At 53.4% G+C, this 23865-nt stretch carries 26 protein-coding genes; 8 read left to right on the top strand and 18 right to left on the bottom strand.

What is annotated here, in order from left to right; translation table 11 throughout:
• The first annotated feature begins 2 nt into the window (after window positions 1–2).
• Window positions 3–1247 (top strand): tryptophan permease, encoded by a 1245-nt coding sequence (mtr, locus tag FDX09_RS12970; RefSeq protein ID WP_085048659.1) that lies wholly within the window; start codon window positions 3–5, stop codon window positions 1245–1247.
• A gap of 88 nt (window positions 1248–1335) precedes the next feature.
• Here the strand turns inward: mtr and FDX09_RS12965 are convergent, their stop codons facing one another.
• From FDX09_RS12965 to FDX09_RS12955, 3 genes are all read right to left on the bottom strand, one after another.
• Window positions 1336–2343: a luciferase-like monooxygenase gene (locus FDX09_RS12965; RefSeq protein ID WP_121529595.1), complete on the bottom strand. Its 1008-nt coding sequence runs from the start codon at window positions 2341–2343 to the stop codon at window positions 1336–1338.
• A 178-nt stretch (window positions 2344–2521) separates the two neighbouring features.
• Window positions 2522–3418 (bottom strand): U32 family peptidase, encoded by an 897-nt coding sequence (locus tag FDX09_RS12960; RefSeq protein WP_137347330.1) that lies wholly within the window; start codon window positions 3416–3418, stop codon window positions 2522–2524.
• On the bottom strand, window positions 3409–4404 hold the full coding sequence (locus FDX09_RS12955) for a peptidase U32 family protein (protein WP_006687898.1): 996 nt from the start codon (window positions 4402–4404) through the stop codon (window positions 3409–3411). The genes FDX09_RS12960 and FDX09_RS12955 overlap by 10 nt, the downstream gene beginning before the upstream one ends.
• 220 nt (window positions 4405–4624) lie before the next feature.
• Between FDX09_RS12955 and FDX09_RS12950 the strand changes: the two genes are divergently transcribed.
• The gene (locus FDX09_RS12950; protein WP_038634172.1) at window positions 4625–5149 is read left to right on the top strand and encodes an SCP2 domain-containing protein; all 525 of its coding nucleotides are present in this window, start codon (window positions 4625–4627) and stop codon (window positions 5147–5149) included.
• Complete coding sequence (locus FDX09_RS12945; protein WP_003024966.1) at window positions 5143–5646, top strand: N-acetyltransferase; 504 nt, start codon at window positions 5143–5145, stop codon at window positions 5644–5646. The genes FDX09_RS12950 and FDX09_RS12945 overlap by 7 nt, the downstream gene beginning before the upstream one ends.
• Here FDX09_RS12945 and FDX09_RS12940 read toward each other — a convergent pair.
• A complete protein-coding gene (locus tag FDX09_RS12940) occupies window positions 5633–5932 on the bottom strand; it encodes a GIY-YIG nuclease family protein (protein WP_038634168.1) in 300 nt (99 codons plus the stop codon). The two genes, FDX09_RS12945 and FDX09_RS12940, sit on opposite strands and share 14 nt — an antisense overlap.
• A gap of 52 nt (window positions 5933–5984) precedes the next feature.
• On the opposite strand from FDX09_RS12940, the gene FDX09_RS12935 reads away from it, so the two are divergent.
• Window positions 5985–6428 (top strand): YhbP family protein, encoded by a 444-nt coding sequence (locus FDX09_RS12935; RefSeq protein WP_085048662.1) that lies wholly within the window; start codon window positions 5985–5987, stop codon window positions 6426–6428.
• On the opposite strand, the gene FDX09_RS12930 is transcribed toward FDX09_RS12935, so the two are convergent.
• Entirely contained in the window at window positions 6408–6926 is a 519-nt protein-coding gene (locus FDX09_RS12930) for a type 1 glutamine amidotransferase domain-containing protein (protein ID WP_038634164.1), read from the bottom strand. The genes FDX09_RS12935 and FDX09_RS12930 overlap by 21 nt on opposite strands.
• Window positions 6927–7054: 128 nt before the next feature.
• On the opposite strand from FDX09_RS12930, the gene FDX09_RS12925 reads away from it, so the two are divergent.
• Window positions 7055–7690: an NAD(P)H-binding protein gene (locus tag FDX09_RS12925; protein ID WP_038634162.1), complete on the top strand. Its 636-nt coding sequence runs from the start codon at window positions 7055–7057 to the stop codon at window positions 7688–7690.
• 93 nt (window positions 7691–7783) lie between these two features.
• Here the strand turns inward: FDX09_RS12925 and dolP are convergent, their stop codons facing one another.
• From dolP to FDX09_RS12905, 4 genes are read right to left on the bottom strand one after another with little or no spacing between them, the layout of a single operon-like run.
• Window positions 7784–8359, bottom strand: a complete 576-nt coding sequence (gene dolP, locus FDX09_RS12920) for a division/outer membrane stress-associated lipid-binding lipoprotein (RefSeq protein ID WP_003024954.1) — start codon at window positions 8357–8359, stop codon at window positions 7784–7786.
• Window positions 8360–8368: 9 nt separating this feature from the next.
• Window positions 8369–8959 carry a DnaA initiator-associating protein DiaA gene (gene diaA, locus FDX09_RS12915; RefSeq protein ID WP_003024948.1) on the bottom strand — a complete coding sequence of 197 codons (591 nt, stop codon included), beginning with the start codon at window positions 8957–8959 and terminating at the stop codon, window positions 8369–8371.
• A gap of 34 nt (window positions 8960–8993) precedes the next feature.
• Entirely contained in the window at window positions 8994–9389 is a 396-nt protein-coding gene (locus tag FDX09_RS12910) for a YraN family protein (RefSeq protein WP_137347329.1), read from the bottom strand.
• Window positions 9347–11398: a penicillin-binding protein activator gene (locus tag FDX09_RS12905; RefSeq protein ID WP_137347328.1), complete on the bottom strand. Its 2052-nt coding sequence runs from the start codon at window positions 11396–11398 to the stop codon at window positions 9347–9349. The genes FDX09_RS12910 and FDX09_RS12905 overlap by 43 nt, the downstream gene beginning before the upstream one ends.
• A 63-nt stretch (window positions 11399–11461) precedes the next feature.
• Here FDX09_RS12905 and rsmI point away from each other — a divergent pair, with 63 nt between their 5' ends.
• Together rsmI and FDX09_RS12895 are read left to right on the top strand one after the other, a co-directional pair.
• Window positions 11462–12325, top strand: coding sequence for a 16S rRNA (cytidine(1402)-2'-O)-methyltransferase (rsmI, locus tag FDX09_RS12900; RefSeq protein ID WP_137347327.1), 864 nt, complete (start codon window positions 11462–11464; stop codon window positions 12323–12325).
• A gap of 2 nt (window positions 12326–12327) precedes the next feature.
• Window positions 12328–13329 (top strand): Fic family protein, encoded by a 1002-nt coding sequence (locus FDX09_RS12895; RefSeq protein WP_137347326.1) that lies wholly within the window; start codon window positions 12328–12330, stop codon window positions 13327–13329.
• A gap of 318 nt (window positions 13330–13647) precedes the next feature.
• On the opposite strand, the gene kbaY is transcribed toward FDX09_RS12895, so the two are convergent.
• The 8 genes from kbaY to kbaZ form a co-directional block, all read right to left on the bottom strand.
• Window positions 13648–14523 carry a tagatose-bisphosphate aldolase subunit KbaY gene (gene kbaY, locus FDX09_RS12885; protein ID WP_137347325.1) on the bottom strand — a complete coding sequence of 292 codons (876 nt, stop codon included), beginning with the start codon at window positions 14521–14523 and terminating at the stop codon, window positions 13648–13650.
• Between the two features lie 12 nt (window positions 14524–14535).
• The gene (locus FDX09_RS12880) at window positions 14536–15690 is read right to left on the bottom strand and encodes an AgaS family sugar isomerase (RefSeq protein ID WP_121529590.1); all 1155 of its coding nucleotides are present in this window, start codon (window positions 15688–15690) and stop codon (window positions 14536–14538) included.
• A gap of 299 nt (window positions 15691–15989) precedes the next feature.
• Complete coding sequence (nagA, locus tag FDX09_RS12875) at window positions 15990–17123, bottom strand: N-acetylglucosamine-6-phosphate deacetylase (protein ID WP_137347324.1); 1134 nt, start codon at window positions 17121–17123, stop codon at window positions 15990–15992.
• Complete coding sequence (agaF, locus tag FDX09_RS12870; RefSeq protein ID WP_137347323.1) at window positions 17120–17554, bottom strand: PTS galactosamine/N-acetylgalactosamine transporter subunit IIA; 435 nt, start codon at window positions 17552–17554, stop codon at window positions 17120–17122. The genes nagA and agaF overlap by 4 nt, the downstream gene beginning before the upstream one ends.
• 16 nt (window positions 17555–17570) lie before the next feature.
• Window positions 17571–18449: a PTS N-acetylgalactosamine transporter subunit IID gene (agaE, locus tag FDX09_RS12865; protein ID WP_038634142.1), complete on the bottom strand. Its 879-nt coding sequence runs from the start codon at window positions 18447–18449 to the stop codon at window positions 17571–17573.
• Window positions 18439–19218, bottom strand: a complete 780-nt coding sequence (agaW, locus tag FDX09_RS12860) for a PTS N-acetylgalactosamine transporter subunit IIC (RefSeq protein ID WP_038634140.1) — start codon at window positions 19216–19218, stop codon at window positions 18439–18441. The genes agaE and agaW overlap by 11 nt, the downstream gene beginning before the upstream one ends.
• A gap of 10 nt (window positions 19219–19228) precedes the next feature.
• Window positions 19229–19702 carry a PTS N-acetylgalactosamine transporter subunit IIB gene (agaV, locus tag FDX09_RS12855; protein ID WP_038634137.1) on the bottom strand — a complete coding sequence of 158 codons (474 nt, stop codon included), beginning with the start codon at window positions 19700–19702 and terminating at the stop codon, window positions 19229–19231.
• Between the two features lie 19 nt (window positions 19703–19721).
• Window positions 19722–21047 carry a tagatose-bisphosphate aldolase subunit KbaZ gene (gene kbaZ / locus FDX09_RS12850; RefSeq protein WP_071888042.1) on the bottom strand — a complete coding sequence of 442 codons (1326 nt, stop codon included), beginning with the start codon at window positions 21045–21047 and terminating at the stop codon, window positions 19722–19724.
• A gap of 219 nt (window positions 21048–21266) precedes the next feature.
• Here kbaZ and FDX09_RS12845 point away from each other — a divergent pair, with 219 nt between their 5' ends.
• Entirely contained in the window at window positions 21267–22076 is an 810-nt protein-coding gene (locus FDX09_RS12845) for a DeoR family transcriptional regulator (RefSeq protein ID WP_038634132.1), read from the top strand.
• A gap of 59 nt (window positions 22077–22135) precedes the next feature.
• Here the strand turns inward: FDX09_RS12845 and garD are convergent, their stop codons facing one another.
• Complete coding sequence (gene garD, locus FDX09_RS12840; protein ID WP_038634129.1) at window positions 22136–23707, bottom strand: galactarate dehydratase; 1572 nt, start codon at window positions 23705–23707, stop codon at window positions 22136–22138.
• Window positions 23708–23865: the final 158 nt, after the last annotated feature.

Here is a 23865-nt window from a genome sequence, read left to right as displayed (position 1 = left end):
AAATGGCAACACTAACCACCACCCAAACGTCACCTTCGCTGCTTGGCGGCGTGGTGATCATCGGCGGCACCATTATTGGCGCGGGGATGTTCTCTCTGCCGGTGGTCATGTCCGGGGCGTGGTTCTTCTGGTCAATGGCGGCGCTGATCTTCACCTGGTTCTGCATGCTGCACTCCGGGCTGATGATCCTTGAAGCCAACCTCAATTACCGGATTGGTTCCAGCTTCGACACCATTACCAAAGATCTGTTGGGCAAAGGCTGGAACGTTGTTAACGGCATCTCCATCGCCTTTGTGCTCTACATTCTGACCTACGCCTATATTTCGGCAAGCGGCTCGATTCTGCATCACACCTTTGCCGAGATGTCGCTGAACGTTCCGGCGCGCGCGGCAGGTCTTGGCTTTGCGCTGCTGGTCGCGTTTGTGGTGTGGTTAAGCACCAAAGCGGTTAGCCGCATGACGGCGATTGTGCTGGGCGCGAAGGTGATTACCTTTTTCCTGACCTTCGGCAGTCTGCTGGGACACGTGCAGCCCGCAACGCTGTTTAACGTGGCGCAGAGCAACGCTTCATATACGCCGTACCTGCTGATGACGCTGCCATTCTGTCTGGCTTCATTTGGTTATCACGGCAACGTCCCAAGCCTGATGAAGTATTACGGCAAGGATCCGAAGACCATCGTTAAGTGCCTGGTATACGGCACGTTGCTGGCGCTGGTGCTGTATACCGTATGGTTGCTGGGAACGATGGGTAATATTCCGCGTCCGGAATTTATTGGTATTGCGCAGCAGGGTGGGAACATTGATGTGCTGGTGCAGGCGTTGAGCGGTGTGCTGAACAGCCGTAGTCTGGATCTGCTGTTGGTGGTGTTCTCCAACTTTGCGGTCGCCAGTTCCTTCCTCGGCGTGACGCTGGGCCTGTTTGATTATCTGGCTGATTTATTTGGTTTTGATGACTCCTCAATGGGGCGTTTTAAAACCGCATTGCTGACGTTTGTGCCGCCAATTGTCGGTGGCCTGCTGTGGCCGAACGGTTTTCTGTACGCCATTGGCTATGCAGGTTTAGCTGCAACTATCTGGGCTGCCATTGTGCCAGCGCTGTTGGCACGTAAATCTCGCGAACGTTTCGGCAGCCCGAAATTCCGCGTCTGGGGCGGTAAACCGATGATTGCCCTGATTCTGGTCTTCGGCGTCGGCAACGCGGTTATCCATGTTCTGTCGAGCGTTAACCTGCTGCCGGTGTACCAGTAGAACAATTGCCCGGTGGCGCTACGCTTACCGGGCCTACAGAGATTGCGTAGGCCGGATAAGGCGCAGCCGCCATCCGGCACAAATAGCACTATCCCAACAATTCCTGCTTCACATCCATCGCCAAATCAAATGAGTGTAGCCGCGCCTGGTGATCAAAAATCTGGCCGTTAACCATAATTTCATCAGCCTGGGTTTCACGCAAAATAGCCTCCAGCCCGTGCCGCACTTTCGCCTTATCACCGACCAGCGACATGCGTAGCGCCTGCTGCACGCCATACTGTTCAGAAGCGGACCACAGTTGATGCATATTCTCTACCGGTGGCGGTAGCTGGCCGGTTTCGCCACGACGCAGTTTCATAAACGCCTGCTGCATTGAGGTGAAAAGATATTCGGCATCGCGATTGCTGTCGGCAGCAATGATGTTGATGCATACCATTGCATACGGCTTTGCCAGGCGCGCCGAAGGCGTGAATTGGCTACGATACAGATGCAGCGCCTGATGCAGCATATCCGGAGCAAAGTGCGAGGCGAAGGCAAACGGCAGGCCAAGCTGCGCCGCCAACTGTGCGCTATACAAGCTGGAACCTAATAACCAGACCGGGATCTGCTCGCCGTAGCCAGGCACCGGGCGTACATGGGGGTTCGGGTCGTGGGCGTCGAACCACTCCACCAGTTCTGCTACGTCGCGTGGGAAGTTATCGATATCGCCACTCATATGGCGGCGCAGCGCGCGCATCGTTGGCTGATCGCTCCCCGGTGCGCGGCCAAGCCCGAGATCGATGCGTCCCGGATACAGCGTGTTCAGGGTACCGAACTGCTCGGCGATCACCAGCGGCGAATGGTTGGGCAGCATCACGCCGCCAGAACCCAGATGCAGCGTGGTGGTATTGGCAGCCAGATAACCAATCAGCACAGAGGTTGCGGCGCTGGCGATGCCGGTCATGTTGTGATGTTCTGCCAGCCAGTAGCGGTGATAGCCGCGCTTTTCAGCCAGCCGTGCGAGATCAAGCGAGTGCGTAAAGGCTTCTTTTGCCGAAGATCCTTCAGGGATCGGTGCCAGATCCAGCACCGAGAACGGAATAGTTTTATCAGTCATAACGGCTCACTTTGTTACCGGTTAATCATTTAATACTGCATTAAAATTTGATTAACGTTGTTAACAAAGTGAGCTTTATGAGACTGACGGCAAAAACAATGCCTGATGGCGCTGCGCTTATCGGGCCTACGGGATCGCGATTTGTAGGCCGGATAAGGCATTTATGTCGCCGGTTTTATCAGGATTGCAGCTCCAGCCCAGCCAGACGTTTCCAGTAACCGTTGCAGTCGCTATGGGCGGCAAGCGGTAATGGGGCAGTGCCGTTTTCATTGGCGCGGAAGGCATCCAGCATGGCAAATGTTTCCGTGCCTGAAGGGGACAGACGCACAATATCTACCAGTCCCTGCATGGATGTCAGCTCGTTGCCGAGGTTATAAACATAGCCGCTCATGGTCTGAATCCCGTTGAGAACAAAGACCTGTTGATTCTCCTGCGACAGCACATCTCGCCCGTTCGGGTATTTGATGCAGCAGGTTTCACACTCGTCTTTTGGCCGATCTTCGGAACGCGCCGTAAAGCAGCGGGCAGAGTACGCCAGCGGCAGATGGCCGTAGCTCAGCACTTCCACTTCAAACTTATCGCGGATAGCTAACTCTTCACACTGGTTGAGCAGATTGATCAGCCAGTCGCGAGATAATTCTACCGGCATACACCAGCGCACCATCCCTTGTTTGAGCAGCAAACGTAGCGTCACCGCGTTGTAGCAGTTGAGCGCATGTCCGGCGACAAACGGCAGCTTACGTTCCGCGCACATGTTTACCACGCCCAGATCGCTGGCTTCCAGCAGGAAGTCGCCGTTTTCGACATAGCGCTTTAATTCGCCTAGCTCAGACGAGGCCTGCACCAGCGCCAGCGTTGACAGCACCACCTGTTTACCGCTGCCGGCGAGCGACTTCGCCATATCAATCCAGTCGCCGACTTTAGTGGCGCGACGTTTGCTGCATACCGCTTCGCCAAGATAGATAATGTCGGCCTGGCTGGCGGCGGCCTGATGATAAAAATCTTCCAGCGTTTCTTTTGGCCAGTACCACAGCACCGGCCCTAAGGAATATTTCATTGCTTCTCTCACTGCCATTTACGGTGATACGCGCCAAGCGTGGTCTGCGTGCCTTCGGACATGGAACCGAGCGTTTCCATCCATGCCGCCTGTGGCGCATAGTTCTGTGGGTCGGCTATACAACGATCGATCGCCTGACGCCACACTTTCGCCACCTGGCTGACGTAGGCCGGACTACGCTGGCGTCCCTCGATTTTTACCGAGGCAATATTGGCCGCCAGCAGCTCCGGCAGCAGCTCCAGCGTGTTCAGGCTGGTGGGTTCTTCCAGCGCATGATAGCGCTCGCCGTCAACCAAATAGCGGCCTTTACACAGTGTCGGATAACCGGCATTTTCTCCGTCCTGATAGCGGTCAATCAGCACTTCATTCAGACGCGATTCCAGACCTTGTTGGGTCTGCTGCCAGCGAACAAAACGCGCGGGAGAGCAAGCGCCAACCGTGTTAGGCGATTCACCCGTCAGGTAGGATGAAAGATAACACCGCCCTTCCGCCATAATGCACAGACTGCCAAAGGCGAACACTTCGAGTGGAACGGGCGTGACGCGAGCGAGCTGTTTCACCTGATGAATAGACAACACGCGCGGCAGCACCACGCGGGCGACATCAAAGTTGCGATGATAAAAATTAATCGCCTCTTCGTTGGTAGCAGATGCCTGAACAGAGACATGGCGCTCAATATGCGGGTAGCGCTCTGCGGCATACTCAAGCATGGCGAGGTCGGCGAGGATTAGTGCATCCGCACCCAGTTGCGCCGCCATATCTACGGCCCGCTGCCAGCGCGCATAACCATCCGGATGCGCAAAGGTGTTAATCGCGATGTGCAGCTTACGACGGTGTTGATGGACAAAACTCACCGCTTCCTGCAATTTTTTCTCGGTAAAATTAAGGCCGGCGAAATGACGGGCGTTGGTATCATCTTTCAGCCCGATGTAGACAGCATCAGCGCCGTTCTCGATGGCCGCCTTAAGCGCCGGGAGATTTCCGGCAGGGCAGAGCAGCTCCATAATTTATCCTGAACGTAGCGCCGTGAAGGGCGCAGAAATGTTAACGAAGAGGGATTTTAGTTAACCTTGCTGAGACAATTTTTGATTTGAGGCAGTTAAAGTCGTATTGGTGACAGCAATAAAGAGGTAACAATTTCGCATCGAATTGTTGATTTATGCCGCTATGTCGTTTATTGGATATGGCAAAATAGCAGGACTATTGAAACAGGGAGTAAAGCTCGTGTTGGATAAACTGCGTTCACGCTTAGTACATTTTGGTCCTTCTCTGATGAGTGTACCGGTTAAACTGACGCCCTTTGCGCTGAAGCGCCAGGTCCTGGAGCAGGTTCTGAGCTGGCAGTTTAGCCAGGCGCTGGCTGATGGAGAGCTGGAGTTCCTCGAAGGCCGCTGGCTGAGTATTCATGTGCGTGATATTGGCCTCCAATGGTATACCTCTGTTGAGAACGATAAACTTATCGTCAGCCAGAGTGCCGATGCGGATGTGAGTTTTAGCGCTGACGCCAGCGATTTACTGATGATTGCTGCACGTAAGCAGGATCCGGATACGCTTTTCTTCCAGCGTCGCCTGGTGATTGAAGGTGACACAGAATTAGGGCTATACGTAAAAAATCTGATGGACGCCATCGAACTGGATCAGATGCCTAAAGCGTTGCGCGTCATGCTGATGCAGTTGGCGGATTTTGTTGAGGCGGGAATGAAAACGACGCCAGACACCAAACAGACTTCGGTAGGTGAGCCATGCTGATTCGAGTTGAGATTCCCATCGATGCCCCCGGTATTGATGCGTTGCTGCGTCGTTCATTTGAGAGCGATGCGGAAGCGAAATTAGTGCACGACCTGCGTGAAGATGGTTTCTTAACGCTGGGTTTGGTTGCGACAGATGACGAAGGTCAGGTAGTGGGTTACGTCGCGTTCAGTCCTGTCGATGTTCAGGGTGAAGATCTGCAATGGGTTGGCATGGCGCCGCTCGCAGTGGATGAAAACTACCGTGGTCAGGGCCTGGCGCGTCAACTGGTCTATGAAGGACTCGACTCCCTGAACGAGTTTGGCTACGCCGCGGTGGTTACGCTGGGCGATCCGGCACTGTACAGCCGTTTTGGCTTTGAGCTGGCTGCACATCATGACCTGCGTTGCCGCTGGCCGGGCACCGAAAGCGCGTTCCAGGTTCATCGCCTGGCGGACGATGCGCTGGAGGGCGTGACGGGCCTGGTGGAATACCACGACCACTTCAATCGTTTTTAACATCCGGGGTTTGCAGGCTGCTCAGCAGAGCCTCAAGCCCTCCGCCCTCTACAAGGCGCTCTTTCTGACGCTTTGTGAGCTGTTTGACGCGATACTCGATGCGCAGAGCCAGCGAACGGTCGCCGACCTGCGCCGCAAATGCCAGGGTGAGTTCTCCCTTTCCACGTAGCGCCTTCGCGCCTTTCCCGCTCTGATGTTGCTTATATCGACGCTCCACATCGGTGGTTATTCCGGTGTATAAAGCGTTGTCCGCGGTACGGATCAGATACAGATACCAGGGTGTCATTGTCACCATCGACGTGATAATTTTCAGGCCTACAGTATAAAAGAGAACAGAAATGGAAACACTGACTGCGGTGACCCGCTGGCTGGCAAAACAGCACGTCGTAACCTGGTGTGTTCACCATGATGGTGAATTGTGGTGCGCCAATGCGTTTTACCTGTTTGATGCGCAAAAGGTGGTGTTCTATGTGCTGACCGAAGAGAAAACGCGTCATGCTCAGATGTCCGGGCCACGTGCGCCTGTTGCCGGTACGGTAAACGGCCAGCCCAAAACGGTAGCCCTGATTCGCGGCGTACAGTTTAAAGGGGAAATCCGCCGTCTTGAGGGGGAGGAGAGTGACGTTGCGCGTAAAGCGTATAATCGCCGCTTCCCGGTGGCCAGAATGCTGTCCGCACCCGTGTGGGAAATTCGGTTGGATGAAGTCAAATTTACGGACAACACGCTGGGCTTTGGCAAAAAAATGCTCTGGCTACGAGACTCACGCCCCGAGAATACGTAATGCCTCACGGTTAAACGCTGGCAGGTCATCCGGTGTTCTGCTGGTTATCAGCTGATCGTTATCATTCACCATTTCCTGATCGTAAAATTCGGCGCCCGCATTTTTTACGTCAATGATGATAGGTTTCACGGCGGTAAGTTTACGGCCACGAATGACATCCGCGCTGATCAGCAACTGTGGACCGTGGCAAATAGCAAACACCGGTTTGCCGCTGTTAACGAAATCCCGGGTAAAGGTCACGAAACGATCGTCCCCGCGCAGGTAGTCCGGCGAGTGACCGCCTGGCAGTAGCAGGGCGTCAAAATCGGCAGGGCGCACATCCTCGATCGCTTTGTCGATGGTGACACTGGCTTCTCCTTTTTTTCCCTTCACCGTTTTGCCTGCCTGTTTTTCAATGGTGATGACTTCATGCCCGGCCTGGCGAAATTCTGCTGCTGGTGATGTAAATTCTGAATCTTCAAACTCATCAGTGATTAAAACGGCAATCTTCTTGCTCATGTTTCCTCCGTTGAGTTGCTTGCGAATGAGGCAGAATTTCCATGTTGGCGGATAATTACCTCACGAACTATTAAGTCTGGTCGCTAAGGCTGAGAGTGCAAGACGGACAAATCTGTAAAGGAGCAAGGATGAGTCAGGTGTTAATAACAGGCGCAACGGGGCTGGTAGGCGGAAATTTACTGCGTATGCTGCTTAATGAACCCCGGGTCAACGCCATTACGGCGCCGACGCGTCGACCGCTGGCTGATACGGTTGGCGTTTATAATCCCCATGATCCGCAGCTAACTGATGCTCTGGCGCAAGTCACCGATCCGGTCGATATCGTTTTTTGTTGTCTGGGAACCACCCGGCGTGAAGCCGGCTCGAAAGAGGCGTTTATCCACGCTGACTATACGCTGGTGGTGGACACCGCCCTGACGGGACGCCGGTTAGGTGCCCAGCATATGCTGGTGGTGAGTTCGATGGGCGCGAATGCGAATTCACCGTTTTTTTATAACCGGGTGAAAGGGGAAATGGAGCAGGCGTTAATCGCGCAGAAATGGCCGCGCCTGACGATTGTCCGACCTTCGATGCTACTGGGGGAACGGGATAAACAGCGGACGAATGAGAAGTTTTTAGCGCCGTTGTTCAGGCTGCTGCCGGGTAACTGGAAGTCGATTGAAGCGCGTGATGTTGCACGGGCAATGCTGGCAGAAGCGCTGGCGCCAGGAGATGAGGGCGTTACGATCCTGACCTCCTCCGAGCTACGCGAAAGGGCAAAATAAAATGCCGGGTGGCGCTGACGTTTATCCGACCTACAAACGATGACGTCCTGTAGGCCGGATAAGACGCTTATGCGTCGCTATCCGGCATCGGTATTACTTAATAAACGTAAAGGCCGTCGTGACGCGTTTCACGCCGCTTACCCGGCTGGCGATATCCGCCGCCGCCTTCGCTTCACGTTCAGTAACCAGGCCCAGCAGGAACACTTCCCCGTTCTCGGTGGTGACTTTCACGTTAGAGGATTTCACCTGATCGCTGGTCAGCAACTGGGAACGTACTTTGGTGGTGATCCAGGTATCGTTGGACGCATCGCCCAGACCGATTGGCTGGCCCTGACGGATCTCATTAAAGACCTCAGTGGTACCTTCTACGCCCATTGCAATCTGTTTTGCCCGCGCAGACAGCTCGCTATTTGGTGACTGACCGACCAGCAGAACCTTGCCCTGATACGCGCTAACGTTGATACGCGCTTCTTTCTTGATCTGGGCATCTTTCGACAACGCCGTATTGACGCGTAATTCCAGGGTTCCGTCGTCTACCTGAGTGCCGACACTACGCGGATCCGTCGCGGCTTTAGTCCCGACGGCTGCGGTTCCGACCACGGCGGCAGCTACACAGCCTTGCAGCAGCAGTGCAGCGATAATCACAGCAAGCGGCGAAAATGCCTTCATGTGTACTCCTTAATCATCCTGGTGAGGAAAAAGCGTGTTATCGATGAGATCGCAAAGGCAGTTGACCGTAAGCATATGCATTTCCTGAACGCGGGCGCTGTGGTGTGAAGGAATGCGGATTTCAACATCCTGCGGCCCCAGCAACCCGGCCAGCTCCCCTCCGTCATACCCGGTCAGCGCGACGATTGTCATGTCGCGGGTCACGGCGGCTTCAACGGCTTTCACGATATCGCGGCTATTACCACGCGTAGAGATTGCCAGCAGAACATCACCTGCATGTCCCAGCGCACGGACTTGTTTTGCATAAACTTCGTCGTGCAGGCGATCGTTGGCAATCGCAGTTAAGACCACATTATCAGTATTTAGTGCAATAGCAGGTAAACTTGGCCGTTCCGTTTCAAAACGATTGATCATGCTGGCAGCAAAATGCTGTGCGTTGGCAGCGGACGTCCCATTACCACAACAGAGAATTTTGTTGCCATTGAGCAGGGACTGAACCAGCGTCATGGCTGCACGGGAGATCGCATCCGGGAGCGCTTCAGCCGCAGCTATCTGAGTTTGAATGCTTTCTGTAAAGCAGACTTTAATTCTATCTAACACGCTAATCCTTAAGAACCAGGCTCTGAATCTTCAACTATGAGCGGTCGTTGAACGCGTCTTTAAACCACTCAACATCATTTCCGGTGAAGGCTAACACATCGAACCGGCAATCCACAGTATCAAAACTCCCATTGTGGCGCGCAAGCCACAAGCGGGCGGTCTGTAATAATTTGTGTTGTTTGCTCCGGGTCACACTCGCCGCCGCGCCGCCAAACTGGGCTGAACGCCGGTAGCGAACTTCAACAAATACGGTGGTGTTGCCTTCACGCATTATCAGGTCGATTTCGCCGCCACGTTTACGCACGTTGGCGGCGATGAAATGCAGTCCCTTGCTGTGCAGCCAGTCACGCGCAACAGCTTCCCACGCGTCACCGGTCTGTTTACTCGTTAACTGGCGGGGACGACCTGTCCTTGCTGGTATTTGAGCCATGATAACTTCCTGTTAATCACACAATCCTGATTTGCGGTTAATGCGCCAGTGTTGCCGTTAATTTCGAAGCCCTGCACCTGACGCATTTGCGAGAAGTGGTTGGCAAGCGACCAGGCATCGACACCCATCGCGTACATACGCGCCAGCGAGTAGTCGTTACGCACCGCGCCAAGCGCCTGCTGCATGAGAGGCATGTTAGCGCCTGCCAGCATTGGGATTTCGCTGTACTGCAAGCCTTCCATTTCCAGACGGAAGTCCGGGCCAGCGGTTCCCTGCGCGCTACGGGAGCTGGCATACAGCGTTGCTCCGCTCTGGCTGCCGTTACGCATGGCGATCATCGGTTTAATAAAGGCGATTTCTTCCGGCGTCGCCAGAATATACACGGCGTCAACACGGCCACTGCCCCCGGTGATTTGCGCATCGGTGGGCGCTGCCGGAATCGTCAGACCGCCAATCGTCACGCCAGGCTGCGCAGGTACAGAAGAGGCTACCGGGCTGCCCGTCAGGGAAATACCAGCGCCGCCGTTGACACCCATTTTCAGCTCAGCCGTGGAGCCGAACTTCTGCTGCAGCACGACGCCGCCGCCCAGTTTTTGCCATTCCTGCGCAAAAGCATTAGCCACGCGATCGCCTAACGAACTGCGTGGGATCAACAGCAGCGGCGTCTGTTTGCCTTGATCGCGGATGTGGCGTGCGGCATCGCGCGCTTCATCTTCTGGCGACAGGGCAAAGTAACAAACATTCGCCAGATTCTGTACGGACTCAGGCTGGTTAAGCGCCAGGACGTTTAATGGCGTATTGCTTTTCATCAGCTCTTCAACATTATTCTTCAACAGCGGGCCTACCACGATGCTGGCGCCATCTTGCTGAACCTGGGCCAGGATCTGGTTCAGCGGCTGCGATGAGGTGTCGTAGATTTTCAACTCAGCGGACGGATTTGCCGGCGCGCTGGCGATAGTTGGTTGTGCTGGTGCGGTTGGCTGTGGGGCTGTAGCTCCTGGCTGCGCAGGCGTCTCGTTGGTCAGATCGCTTACTGACGCCTGAGAAGGGCTGGCAACACCGTCAGTCGTTTGCGGCTGATCCGTGGTCGTCACAGCAGAGGCATCCGCAGCAGGCGCGGCGGTAACAGGAGCGGCTACCGGCTGAGTGCCCATGTTTTTCGCGGCTTCAAAGCCTTGCTGAATAGTACGACCAAATACAGCGGCCTGACCGTTCAGCGGCAGCAGCAGGGCAATCTTGCTGGTGGAAGCTGGCTTAAAGCTCTGCACGTTAACCAACTGCGTTGGCAGCAGTTTTGCTCCCGGGTTTTGCGGGTAACGTTTTTGCCAGTCGGCAATACCGGCTTTCATCATGTCCGGGTCGTTACGGTTATCGAACCAGACGCGCTGGAGGTCCAGCCAGCCTTGCAGTACGTTTTCATCCGCATTGATGACCAGCGTCTGCGCTTGCTCCTGGGTCATGGACGACAGCGCCTGCCAGGTTGCATCGATGTTTTTCTGTTTAGCGTTCGCGGCAAGCAGTGGTTCCTGGGCGATCAGGGCGCGCAGCAGCGACAGCGACGGGCGACCCTGATTGGCGTCGATTTGCGCCTGCCAGTAACGCGCCTGCTGGTTTTGGTCGAAATCGGCGGGCGTGAGTTTATCCAGCAGGGCCTGGGCTCCCGCGACATCTTTCTGCGCGAGCTTGATCTCGACGGCCAGCAGTGACTGCTCACGACGCTGGGCATCGTTTAGTTTCTGCGGTAACTGGTTGAACAATTCGATAGCCTGCTGGCTCTTGCCTTCTTTCAGCAGTGCACGAATGGCGAGTAATTGCCAGTTGGTCTTGCTATCATCTGAACTTTGCTGCATCTGTTGCAGATAAAAGGCGGAATCAGCCTGCGCAGTGCCCTGCATATAGGCTGCACTCTGGTCTGGCGCCTGGGTGCCACAGCCTGCGAAAATCAATGCTGCCAGAATGACTGGTAGCGCGCGCGCGGCTTTCAAACGAGAAAATGTTGAGGGTACCATACTGTATCCAGTGATATTTTTTTACGCAATGCTCAATATTAAATCGGCAATACGGACGACACAATGAAACAACACGAATCGGCGGATAATTCTCAAGGCCAACTCTTTATTGTACCTACTCCTATCGGAAATTTGGCTGATATTACCCAACGAGCGCTCGAAGTTTTACAAGCCGTTGATTTAATTGCCGCTGAAGACACCCGTCATACAGGATTATTGTTACAACACTTCGCGATTAACGCCCGTTTGTTTGCCTTACACGATCACAATGAGCAACAAAAAGCCGAGACGCTGGTGGCAAAGCTCAAAGAGGGGAAAAACATTGCGCTGGTTTCTGATGCCGGAACGCCGCTGATTAACGATCCGGGCTACCATCTGGTGCGCACCTGTCGCGAAGCAGGTATCCGCGTGGTGCCGCTGCCTGGCCCGTGTGCGGCGATTGCCGCGCTGAGCGCTGCCGGTCTGCCGTCTGACCGTTTTTGCTATGAGGGTTTTCTGCCTGCCAAATCGAAAGGCCGCCGCGATGCGATGAAAGCCATTGAGGCAGAACCGCGTACGCTTATTTTTTATGAATCCACTCACCGTTTACTGGATAGTCTGGAAGATATGGTCGCCGTCTGGGGAGAATCCCGTTATGTGGTGCTGGCGCGCGAACTGACCAAAACCTGGGAAACCATACACGGCGCGCCGGTCGGCGAACTACTGGCGTGGGTCAAGGAAGATGAAAACCGTCGTAAGGGCGAAATGGTGCTGATTGTCGAAGGGCATAAAGCGCAGGAAGATGACCTCCCGGCTGATGCGCTGCGTACGCTGGCGTTGTTACAAAAAGAGCTGCCGCTGAAGAAAGCGGCGGCGCTGGCAGCTGAAATTCACGGCGTGAAAAAGAATGCGCTGTATAAGTACGCGCTGGACCAGCAGGGGGAGTAAGAGTGAGCACCTACCAACCACCTTTCGTCGTCACTCCATTGATCCTTAATCAAGTCATTGAAATTGGTGAGTTGATGGGGCATTGGGCCGCGATGGCTGGTAGGGCATCTCCTCTTTTGCACAAAGAAAATCGTATTCGCACCATTCAGGCCTCTTTAGCGATTGAGCATAATTCATTGACTACAGAACAAGTCACCGCTCTGATGGAAGGAAAACGTATTCTGGCTCCTGCTAAAGACATACAGGAAGTGAGAAATGCGATTCTGGCCTATGAAAAGATGTCGGAATGGAAAAGTGAACAATTATCCGACCTTTTACAAGCACATCGGGTCCTCATGCTCGGTCTGGTCGATAACCCGGGCCAGTTACGTGCCGGCAATGTTGGTGTTTACAGGGAAAAGCAGCTTATTCACATGGCTCCGCCAGCCTCACAAGTTTTACGTTTGATGAATGATTTACTGGGCTGGTTAAAAACGACAGAGCTTCACCCGCTGATTGCTGGCGCTGTTTTTCATTATGAATTTGAATTTATTCATCCTTTTGCCGACGGTAATGGACGGATGGGACGGCTGTGGCAGACATTAATCCTGCGTGAGTGGCGATCGGAATTGGCGTGGTTACCCGTAGAGACACTGATCCACTACCAACAGGACCGCTATTACCAGGTGTTAGGGCAGTGCGATCGGCAAAGTAGCTGCACGCCATTTATAGAGTTTATCCTGGAAAACATCATCTCTGCTTTGCAGGAGGGATTGGGAAAACCATCAACCCTGTCGGAAGAAATGTCGGAAGAAATGTCGGAAGAAATGTCGTCTGATTTACTGGATATAGAAAAACGTATTCTACAAATCTTGTCGAATCAGCCGGGCAGATCTGCCAAAAGTATCGCTGATGAGTGTGAAATTTCAGCCCGCACCGTAGAGCGCTATCTGAAAGCGTTGCAGCTAAAAGGCAAACTGCAACGCGTTGGCGCGACAAAAGGGGGGATATGGAGGGTGCTGTAAATTTTTATTTATCAGGATATTGTGAGCCATCAATCAGACTACTCACATTACGGTGCAGTCATAAAAATGAATCAGGAATAGTTGTAGTGACGGTGGCGGCCTGGTCGTTTTCTACCGCATTGTGCTTCGCTTTAGCTGCTATCAGTAGCAAGATCTCTTTAGCATTCAGGATGTCCTTCTACCCTGGCGTATGTCGCGAATCACACGATGAGCAGCCGTTTTTAACATGTCATGATGGTGTGTATCCCGCCTAATTATTCGAACAATGAGCGCTACCTGACAACACGCAGATAGCACTCGCGCAGAATATAATGATGGTCACGATAATTCGCAGGTAGCCATCAATTTGTTTGCTGAACCACAGACATTAATTTTACTCCGCACCACTTCTTTCATCGCATCCATACCGACCCGCATGTAATAGCGGGGATCGTTGCCCTGCGGATTTTCTGCAAACCATGCTTTGACCGCGTCGGCAAAGGCGATTTTCAGTTCGGTGGCCACGTTAACTTTGCATATTCCCAGTTCGATTGTGCGGCGGACGTAGTCGTCAGGAACATCGCTTGCGCCATGTAGCACCAGCGGAATATCCACCACTTCACGGATTTCCCCTAAACGCTGGAAATCGATTTTTGGCGTTTTAGTATACAAACCGTGTGCCGTGCCGATGGCAACAGCCAGGCTGTCGACGCCGGTACGTTCGACAAACCGTTTCGCTTCCTGCGGGTCGGTCAGGAAGGCGCTTTCGGCATCCACGCTCATATCATCTTCAACGCCGCCGAGGCGGCCCAGCTCAGCTTCCACGCTGCAATCTTTGGCATGGCAAAAATCCACAACGGATTTCACCAGCTTGACGTTTTCTTCAAACGGGAAGTGGCTGCCATCAATCATGGCGCTGCGCACCCCGGCATTCACCTTACGGCGGATATCGTCCAGCGATTCATGGTGGTCGAGGTGCAGCGCCAGCGGCATGCCGTAGCTGGTGGAATAAGCGCTGCACAGCGCATAAATCTCTTCCAGCGCGATATGTTTAAACGTACCCGGCGTTCCGGCAAGGATCACCGGCGATTGCATTTCATCGCACACTTCCAGGATCGCCTGGATCGTTTCGGCGTTATGGATGTTAAAGGCCGGTACGGCATAGCCTTTTTTTTGCGCATCCTGCAGGAGGTATTTTGTAGAAATAATGCTCATAAAACGATCCTTTTAGGCGTTCCAGGGATGAATAACAACGCCCTGTACGACGCGGTTCACGGTACCGCTGGCAGAAGGCGTATCTGGCGTATTACCGATACTGATTGACTGTGTCAGGGCAAAGACCTGCGCATACATCAGGAAGCAGAACGCCAGTTCCATATCATTGAAGGTGCGGGCAGGCGGCAGCAGGATATGCGGACCGGCTTCAATCACGTCATCGGTTTGTGCGGCAATCGCGACTACCCGCAGCGCCTGCCGATCGCGGCGTAACTCAGCTAACAGATCAAGATCGTATTGGCGTGTATAGGGGTGGCTGGAAACAAAGACCACTACCAGCGTTTCGTTATCAACCAGCGATTTTGGCCCATGACGAAAACCGGTCGGCGAATCATAGAATGCCGCCAGTTTACCCGCTGTCAGTTCCAGGACTTTCAGTGCCGATTCACGCGCGGCTCCCTGTAACCCACCGCTACCGAGGTAGACGATCCGTTTCCATGGCGCGTTGCCGAATACGCCGTCGCTGAAATCACCCAGTGATGTCAGGATCGTCTGGCAACGATCGGCCACGTCGCGGAAGGTCTGGCTGTTGATTTTTTGCGGGGCGAATACCGCCAGGCAACTGGCCATCATGGTGGTAATACTGCTGGTCATGGCGAAGCCACGGTCATGCGTTTCAGCAGGCATTAACAGTGCAAAGGCATTGTCGCTTGCGACGGCGTTTTGATACAGGCTACCTGCTTCGTTACAGGTAATTGGCAGGTGATAACACTCAGGTACAAACTGATTAGCCAGTTCCACAGCCGCAACGCTTTCGGGGCTGTTACCTGAGCGAGCGAAAGAAACCAGCAGCAACGGATGTGCGGGATTCAGATAATCCATAGGATTGGTGACCAGATCGGTGGTCGGCACGGCGCTGATGTTTTTTCCGGTTTGGCTTGCCAGCCACGGAGCAATAATGTCGCCGATAAATGCGGAAGTACCCGCCCCGGTCAGTACGATCCGCAGATCGTTTTTGCGCAACAATGGCGCGAGAAAGCTATCAATGGCGGATCGAATATTATCGATATTAGCGAGAGAGCGGATCCAACTAGCGGGTTGCTGACGGATCTCTTCTTCTGTCCAGGTGCCCGTCGACGCGTGAGCAGGGGTGTAGGTTTCTGGCATAACTTAAGTCCTTAGTCTCGTAAATTCCACATAAGACGCTGGCAAAATGTCGCTATCTTTCGTTTCGTTTCACTTGTTCATATGATCGATTGATTAAAATCTATATGAAAGAAAGTGAAAGTTCAATGATGCAAAATGAAATAAAACGAAATTTGTGATCATGAGAACGAAGGCTGTAATTATCTTGTTGATCTTTAAAGAATCGCTTGCAGATAGTGCGGATCAAAATTTTATAAGCGAAAGGAAAAGAAAGGCCGGCGATCAAAGACCGCAGGCCAATACGAGACAAAATGAAAGGTCTAAAGGGGGAGAGCCTGACCCTGAATCCAGATCTGCTGCAAATGCAGGCCGCTATTGAGGGCGATAATGTCGGCATATTTGCCCACCGCTAACGATCCGCGTTGGCGATCGATTCCCAACAGGCGAGCAGGATGGAGCGAAGCCATGTGGATCGCCTCTTCAGAGGTAATCCCGGTGAACTCGACCATATTACGTACGGCTGCATCAACCGAGAGCGTGCTGCCCGCCAGGCCACCGGAAGCGGTACGCACTATACCGCTGCGCATTTCCACCTCCTCACCGCAGAGCGTATAGCGCCCGTCCGGCATACCAGCAGCCTGCATCGCATCGGTGATCAGCACCAGTCTGTCTTTTGCGCAACAGCAGCACAGCTTCATGGCCGCCGGGTGGACATGGTGTCCGTCAGCGATAAGCTCCAGCCAGGCGCGAGAGTCGGTTAACCCTGCGCCAACCATTCCGGGCTCCCGGTGGTGTAAACCGGTCATACCGTTATAGCAGTGAACCAGTCCATCAGCCCCGGCATCAAAGGCGGCGCGGGTTTGCTCCCAGGTGGCTGCGCTGTGGCCCAGCATCACCCGTACGTTGCGCTGCTTCAGATGTTTGATAGCCTGCAATGCGCCGGTTTTTTCTGGCGCCAGCGCAACGACGCGCAATGTTTGTTGGGAAATCGCAATCAGTTCATCCAGTTCCCTGAGCTCCAGTTCCCTGAAGAGCTCAGGCGGATGCGCCCCTTTGTTCTGTGGCGTAAAGTACGGACCTTCAAGATAACTCCCCAGCACCTGCGCGCCAGGCCCGCCGGAATAGTAGCGGTGGGCAATACGTTTCAATGCGCGGTGAATATCGGGTAATGGGGCGGTGACGGTGGTGGGTAGCCAACTGGCTACCCCTTCGCGCGCTTTATGCATTGCCAGCTTGTCGAGCGTATCCGGCGCATCATCCATGACATCGACACCTGCGCCTCCATGCACATGGGTATCGATATATGCAGGGCACAACAGCTCAGCATCGCGCACCATCACGCCTGAGACGATAGGCTCAATGGCTCTAATGGTGCCATCCTCAATACGCACCTGATGATCGTCCAGCCAGCCTTGTTCCGTGAGCAGACGCTTGGCGCGTAGCACCTGTATCATATCCCTTCCTCGACGGTTTTTTCCTCGCGACAGCGTCCCAGCTCGTCCACCAGGCTGGTCAACCCCCGATGTCCGCATTCCAGCGCCTGCAAACGAAACGCTTCGCTGCTCAGGCCGTCGCGTTCCAGTACCATTTCCAGCAGCAGTTGCAGATTGGTGCCGGTGATCACTTCAGTACCTTGCCTTTGCATGGCCAGTGTGGAAGCGACGCGAAATGGTGTTCCGCCCAACAAGTCAGTCAGAAACACGATGTCTTGCTGAGCATCCAGTTCACTCACTGCCTGTTCAAGTTGCGAGGTGAGTAAGGCTGTGGTTGAGGTTTCCGGAAAGTCGATGGCGATGAACTGAGTCTGTTCACCTAAAATCTGTTTCATCGCTTTTTCCATTCCGCTGGCAAACCCGCCATGACCCGTCAAAATAATACCTAACATCTACAACCCCTTACATTTACAGGAAGTGACAGAACTTACCCACGATGCCGAGCACCACGGTAATAGCGATAAGACGCAGAGGGCTCCAGCCACGACGAACCAGCCAGAACATGGTCAATGTGTAGACCAGCGGCAAAAATGCAGGCATCAGCTTGTCTATAACGTCTGTCTGTAGTTTCACAACCGCATCGCCAGCAGTAATTTCCAGCGTGGTGCTCAGGCGAACATAGGTCGCTACCAGCGCGCCGATCACCGTCATCCCAACGATAGATGCCGCATGTCCAACCTTTTTGGTGTTAGCTTTAATCAGTGGGATAGCTGCAACGCCCATTCGATAAGCATAGTGTGCCAGCCCAAAGCGCAGACCAAGATGAACCACGTTAAACATCACAATAAAGACAACAGCGCCAAGAATAGAGCCTTGTAGCGCCAGGCTTGCCCCGATACCGCCGCAAATAGGCAATAACGTTAACCAGAACATGGCATCACCGATACCGCCAAGCGGCGCACCGACGGCAATCTTGGTACTTTGAATACTGTTCACATCCTGCTTGGAGCGTTCCATTGCCAGGATAATCCCGATAACAAACGTGACCAGGAACGGGTGCGTGTTGAAGAAGCCCATATGCCCTTTCATTGAACGCGCCAGGTCTCGCTTGTTGGTATGGATCTTTTTCAGTGCAGGTAACAGGCCGTACAACCATCCTGATGCCTGCATACGTTCATAGTTGAAAGAGGCCTGTAACAACATGGAACGCCAGGCAACACGGTTGATATCTTTTTTCGTCAGCTCGGCACCGATATTCTGGTCTTCGTAGACGTTTTCATTCGTGCCGGACAGCAGCGTTTCTTCGGTTTCGGAAACGTTCGGCAGAGCCGTTTGATTAGATGCCATCTTCGAATTCCTCTTTTTGTGCTGCGGGAGCTGTAGGTTCAGGTGACTTACGCAGAAAATCGATCAGCGCCATGGCCAGTGCTGCGGCGGCGATCGCCAGCACAGGGAGTTTGAGCCAGGCGGCGGCGACAAAACCCAGGATGAAGTAAGGGATGTAGACGTTTTTCATCATGATTTTCAGCAGTACGGCGAAACCGATAGCTGGCATGATGCCGCCTGCCACGCCGAGGCCGTCAATTAGGCGGGTCGGCAGAACATCTATAGCTGTTTTGGCATGTTCCGCGCCAAAGTAAATCGGCAGGAAAGCGCATAAGAAGTAGAACGTCCCCAGCGCCAGTAACGCCAGATAGTTGACCCGCTCAATTCCGTCTGTATCGGCATTCGCCGCCATGCGATCGCAGCGCGCCATCACCCCGGACATCACGGAGAAGAGGAAGGTAATACCCATTTGTACCGCTACCGCGAACGGTACAGCGACACCGACAGCGACTTCCGGTTTTACGCCAGTGGTGATGGCGAAAGTCGTCCCCACGATGGTGCCGATGATGACGTTTGGCGGCTGTGCTCCCGCCAGCGGAGCCAGACCCATCCACACCAGTTCCAGCGTACCCCCGGTTAAAATACCGGTATGAAGATCGCCCAGAATCAGGCCGACCAGCGGCCCGAGAACAACCGGGCGGTGCATGTGCGTTAACCCGTTGAACATATCCAGGCCTGCAATAAAGGCGAGAATACCCAACGCAAAAGCCTGCAACAGACTGATTTCCATTGTGAATCCCTCAGAGAAGTTTATAGAGGTCCTGGGCGGGTTCTGTGGGAACGCCCTGAACGAAGCATTCCACCCCAGCGGCTTTCAACCCGTTGAACGCCGCTATATCGGCAGCGTCTACAGAAACCGTTTTGGCGATTTGCTGCTTGCCGTTGGCATAGTGCATGTTGCCAACGTTGATACGATTAACAGGAACACCGCCTTCGACCAGACGGTAGAAATCCGCAGGCGATTTGCAGACCAGCAAAATTTTCTGGCGATCGGCGGCACGGTGAATATTGTCGATTACTTTTTGTAGTGACCAGAAGCGCACGGCAATCCCTTCCGCCAGAACCATTTCCATCAGGTTTTGCTGCACCGGATCTTCAGCCACCTCATCATTGGCGACCAGCACCAGATTTGCCCCCGCAAATCCGACCCATTGCACACCGACCTGACCGTGAATTAAACGTTCGTCAATGCGACTTAATACAATGTTTGGCATGGTATTTTTCTCTTTCTTGTTATGCGTTATGGGATGAATCACCCAGGCTGGCGCAGTGATATTGCTGCAGTATGTCCTGAATATGGTTAATGATGAGTTCTCGCGGTGTCGCGCTGAGATCTCCCTCGCGCACTTTTACGTACTGCAAGGGTAGATACTGGCTAATCAGCGGTAACGGGATCGGTTCGTCGGCCAGGTTACGCACAAGACGTTCGAATGCCTCATCAATCTGGCTGTCCGGCCAGTAGTAACGAACCCGATCTGAGTAGCTATATCCGCGGGCCAAACGGCGCGCGTTGCCATCGCCGTGATAGTGGCTCTGCCAGTACTCCGGTCGATCAAGCATCACGCTTTCCAGGACATGTCGCAGGCCTGAGCTGGCTTTTGCGGGCAGCAATTCCTCTTCAATAGCGGCTAATGAAAATAACGCTTCGCGCAGGGCAAAGGTCAGCGCCGGGCCGACTTTCAGGATCGCGAAATGATCTTTAACCAACTGGCGCAAGGACTGAGGCGTTTGGTAATCGGTAGAATGCGCTTCAAAAATCAGCGTGTCGTAGTCTTCCACCATTTTGCTGAGTGACACGGCTTTCTGCGGTTGGTAATCAATGATGTGGGTGTGGTCGAATTCGACGCCGGGTTGCACCACCAGGGCGATGATACGCGGCCAGATACCTTCCAGTCCGCGCTTTTCAAAGGCGTGATAGTGGGCCTGCAGCGTTGCGCGTGCCGCATCCGGCGTTGTTACCGCCAGTTCGGTTAATGCTTCGTGAGCGCCGCCAGGAACCGGGACTTCTGTGCCAATTACATAGACCAGGTCAGACTCACCAAAATGCGCAATACAGGTTTCTTCGGCAACTTTTGCCAGGCGTGCGGCGCGCTCAGCGACGATTTCATCCGTTAGTGGAACCGGGTCGTTAGCACAAGACATGCTGCAATCAAGGTGGATCTTTTTAAAGCCAGCGGCGACATAACTCTTGATCAGATCGTCAGCGTTGGCCATTGCTTGTTCTGCTGGCAGATTTTGCCAACGGTTTGGTCCAAGGTGGTCTCCACCGAGAATCAGCATATCCTGAGAAAAATTAAGCGAGTCGGCTAAACCGCAGACAAAACTGCGAAAATCGGCTGGTGTCATACCCGTATAGCCGCCAAACTGGTCAACCTGATTAGAAGTTGCTTCGATCAATAGCGGTGTATGATTGGCATGGGCGTAGCGTATTGCGGCTTCCAGTACGATTGGATGCGCGGAACAAACGGCATAAATCCCGTTTGCCTTCCCCCGTTTATGTTGCTCGACCATTTTAGTTAGATGTTTCACTTTCCTCTCCAGGTCAGATAACTGCGACATCAATCTTTCGTTTTGTTTCATTTAATACTGCATCATGGTGATTTAAAAATAAAACGAAAGATAATAGTTTTCCGATCTGTTTCACAAAAGAAACACAATGAAAGGTTTCAGCGTGAATCCGTTCGACTCTTCCCTGCTTGTGGGGCTTGCATTCGCGTAAAAGAAAGGCGTTAATAGACAAAACGAAATAAAACGAAAGAGACAACTAAAGGATTTCTTATGAGTAACACCGAGTCTTCTGCAGACAAGCGCGTTATCGGCACCAGCGAAAGGCGCGAGCAGATCATCCAGCGGTTACGGCAGCAGGGAAGCGTTCAGGTTAACGATCTTTCCTTATTTTATGGCGTCTCCACGGTCACGATTCGTAACGACCTCGCTTTTCTGGAAAAACAGGGGATTGCGGTACGCGCCTATGGTGGGGCGCTGATTTGCGATAGCACTACGCCTGGTGTTGAGCCTTCTGTTGAAGACAAAAGTTCGCTCAATACAGCGGTAAAACGCAGTATTGCCAGAGCCGCCGCAGAGTTGATTAAACCGGGGCACCGCGTGATCCTTGATTCCGGCACCACGACGTATGAAATTGCCCGCCTGATGCGCCAGCATACCAATGTGATTGCAATGACCAATGGTATGAATGTCGCTAATGCGTTACTGGAAGCCGAAGGGGTTGAGCTGCTGATGACCGGCGGTCACTTGCGTCGTCAGTCGCAATCCTTTTATGGCGATCAGGCTGAGCAATCGCTACAAAATTATCACTTCGACATGCTGTTTCTTGGCGTTGATGCTATCGACTTAGAGCGTGGTGTTAGCACACACAATGAGGATGAAGCGCGTCTCAATCGCCGGATGAGTGAAGTCGCGGAGCGCATAATCGTTGTTACCGACTCGACGAAGTTTAATCGCTCCAGTCTGCATAAGATCATTGATACCCAGCGGATCGATATGATTATTGTTGATGAAAATATTCCAGAGGAGAGTCTGGAAGGCTTACGTAAGCATGGGATTGAGGTTGTTCTGGTGAGTATTTGACAAAAAGGTCGGAAAGTTTTCGAACTCCCCGACCTGTAATCGAATTTCACTTTCAGCAATCAGGTCACTGGCGCCGGGTTAAACACCGCCAGTTGGTTATGCAGTCCCCACTGATCCGAGAAGGTTTTCTTACGCCCGCTGGCGACCTCGAGAATAAACTCGAACAATTTCAGACCCACGTCTTCAATGGTTTCTTCTCCGGTGGCGATGGTACCGGCGTTGATGTCCATCAGGTCAAACCAACGATTGGCCAGCTCAGTACGCGTCGCCATTTTTATCACCGGCACCGCCATCAGGCCGTACGGCGTACCGCGACCGGTGGTGAATACCTGCACGGTGATCCCGGAAGCAACCTGCTGTGTACCACAGACAAAATCGCTGGCGGGGGTCGCGGCGTAAATCAGTCCTCGTTTGGTTGGGCGCTGGCCCGGCGACAATACTTCGACGATGGCGCTCTTGCCTGATTTGGCGATAGAGCCCAGCGCTTTTTCCACCACGTTTGCCAGACCGCCTTTCTTGTTGCCCGGTGAAGGGTTGGCGCTGCGGTCAGTCTTGCCCATATCCAGGTAGTTATCGTACCAGGCCATCTCTTCGAGCAGACGCTTACCTACTTCTTCGTTAATCGCGCGTGGGGTAAGAAGATGGATAGCATCGCGCACTTCGGTCACTTCCGAGAACATCACGGTCGCGCCGCAGCGTACTAACAGGTCGGAGGCATAACCGACCGCCGGGTTGGCCGTGACGCCGGAAAAGGCATCGCTACCGCCGCACTGCATACCGACCACCAGTTCTGATGCCGGGCAGGTTTCACGTTGGCGTTGGTTGAGCTTTGCCAGATGGCGTTCTGCCACTTGCAAAATATCAGCAACCATTGATTGAAAGCCGACGTGCTTTTCATCCTGCAGGCTGACGATGCTGGCGCTGTCGACCGGGATACTTTTTACATCGTGAGTCCCTTCCAGCAGTCGCTCTGGTTGCAGTTTTTCGCAGCCGAGGCCAATAACCATCACTTCACCGCCAAAGTTGGGGTTCAGCGCGATATTATGGATGGTGCGAATCGGCACAATGGCGGCCGGAGCGTTAATCGCCACCCCACAGCCGTACAGGTGATTAAGCCCCACCACGCCATCGACATTCGGGTATTTGGGGAGCAGATCGCGCTCAATGATTTTCACCACATAATCCACCACGCCCGCTACGCAGTGTACGCTGGTGGAGATGCCGAGCAGATTTTTGGTGCCGACGCTGCCGTCTGCATTGCGATAGCCTTCGAAGGTATAACCCTCAAGAGGCGGTAGCGGCTCCGGTACTTTGGTCGCCAGCGGCAGCGTCTCCAGCGGCGGGGCCTTGGGCAGCTCAACCATGGATTCATCAATCCAGCTACCGCGCGGGATATCGCGAACGGCATAGCCTATCACTTCGCCATAACGCACAATTTCGCCGTGAACAGGAATATCGCATAGCGCCACTTTATGACCCTGGGGAATATGTTCAATCAGCTCCAGCCCATCCGGAAAACGCGTCCCGGCTTTCAGGCCATTGTCATTGACAATAATCGCCACATTATCTGTTGCGTGAACTTTAATATAAAACGCCGAGGGCGATTCTTGTCTGATTTCGATGTCGGCCATTGTCCAGTATTCTCCAGCAAGGTGGTAATAATAGTGTGGATATTTATATTTTGAATCTAATTATCAGTAATAAATATTCGGTATAGTGAAATAAGAATGTCAGGAGTTTAAAATTAAGAATGTGATCATGATCACTTAAACTCAGCAGGACCGTACCA

The sequence above is a fragment of the Citrobacter sp. wls717 genome, from assembly GCF_005280955.1.
In the GTDB taxonomy this organism is placed as follows: Bacteria; Pseudomonadota; Gammaproteobacteria; order Enterobacterales; family Enterobacteriaceae; genus Citrobacter; species Citrobacter werkmanii.
This window is presented reverse-complemented; position numbering and strand designations above follow the sequence as displayed.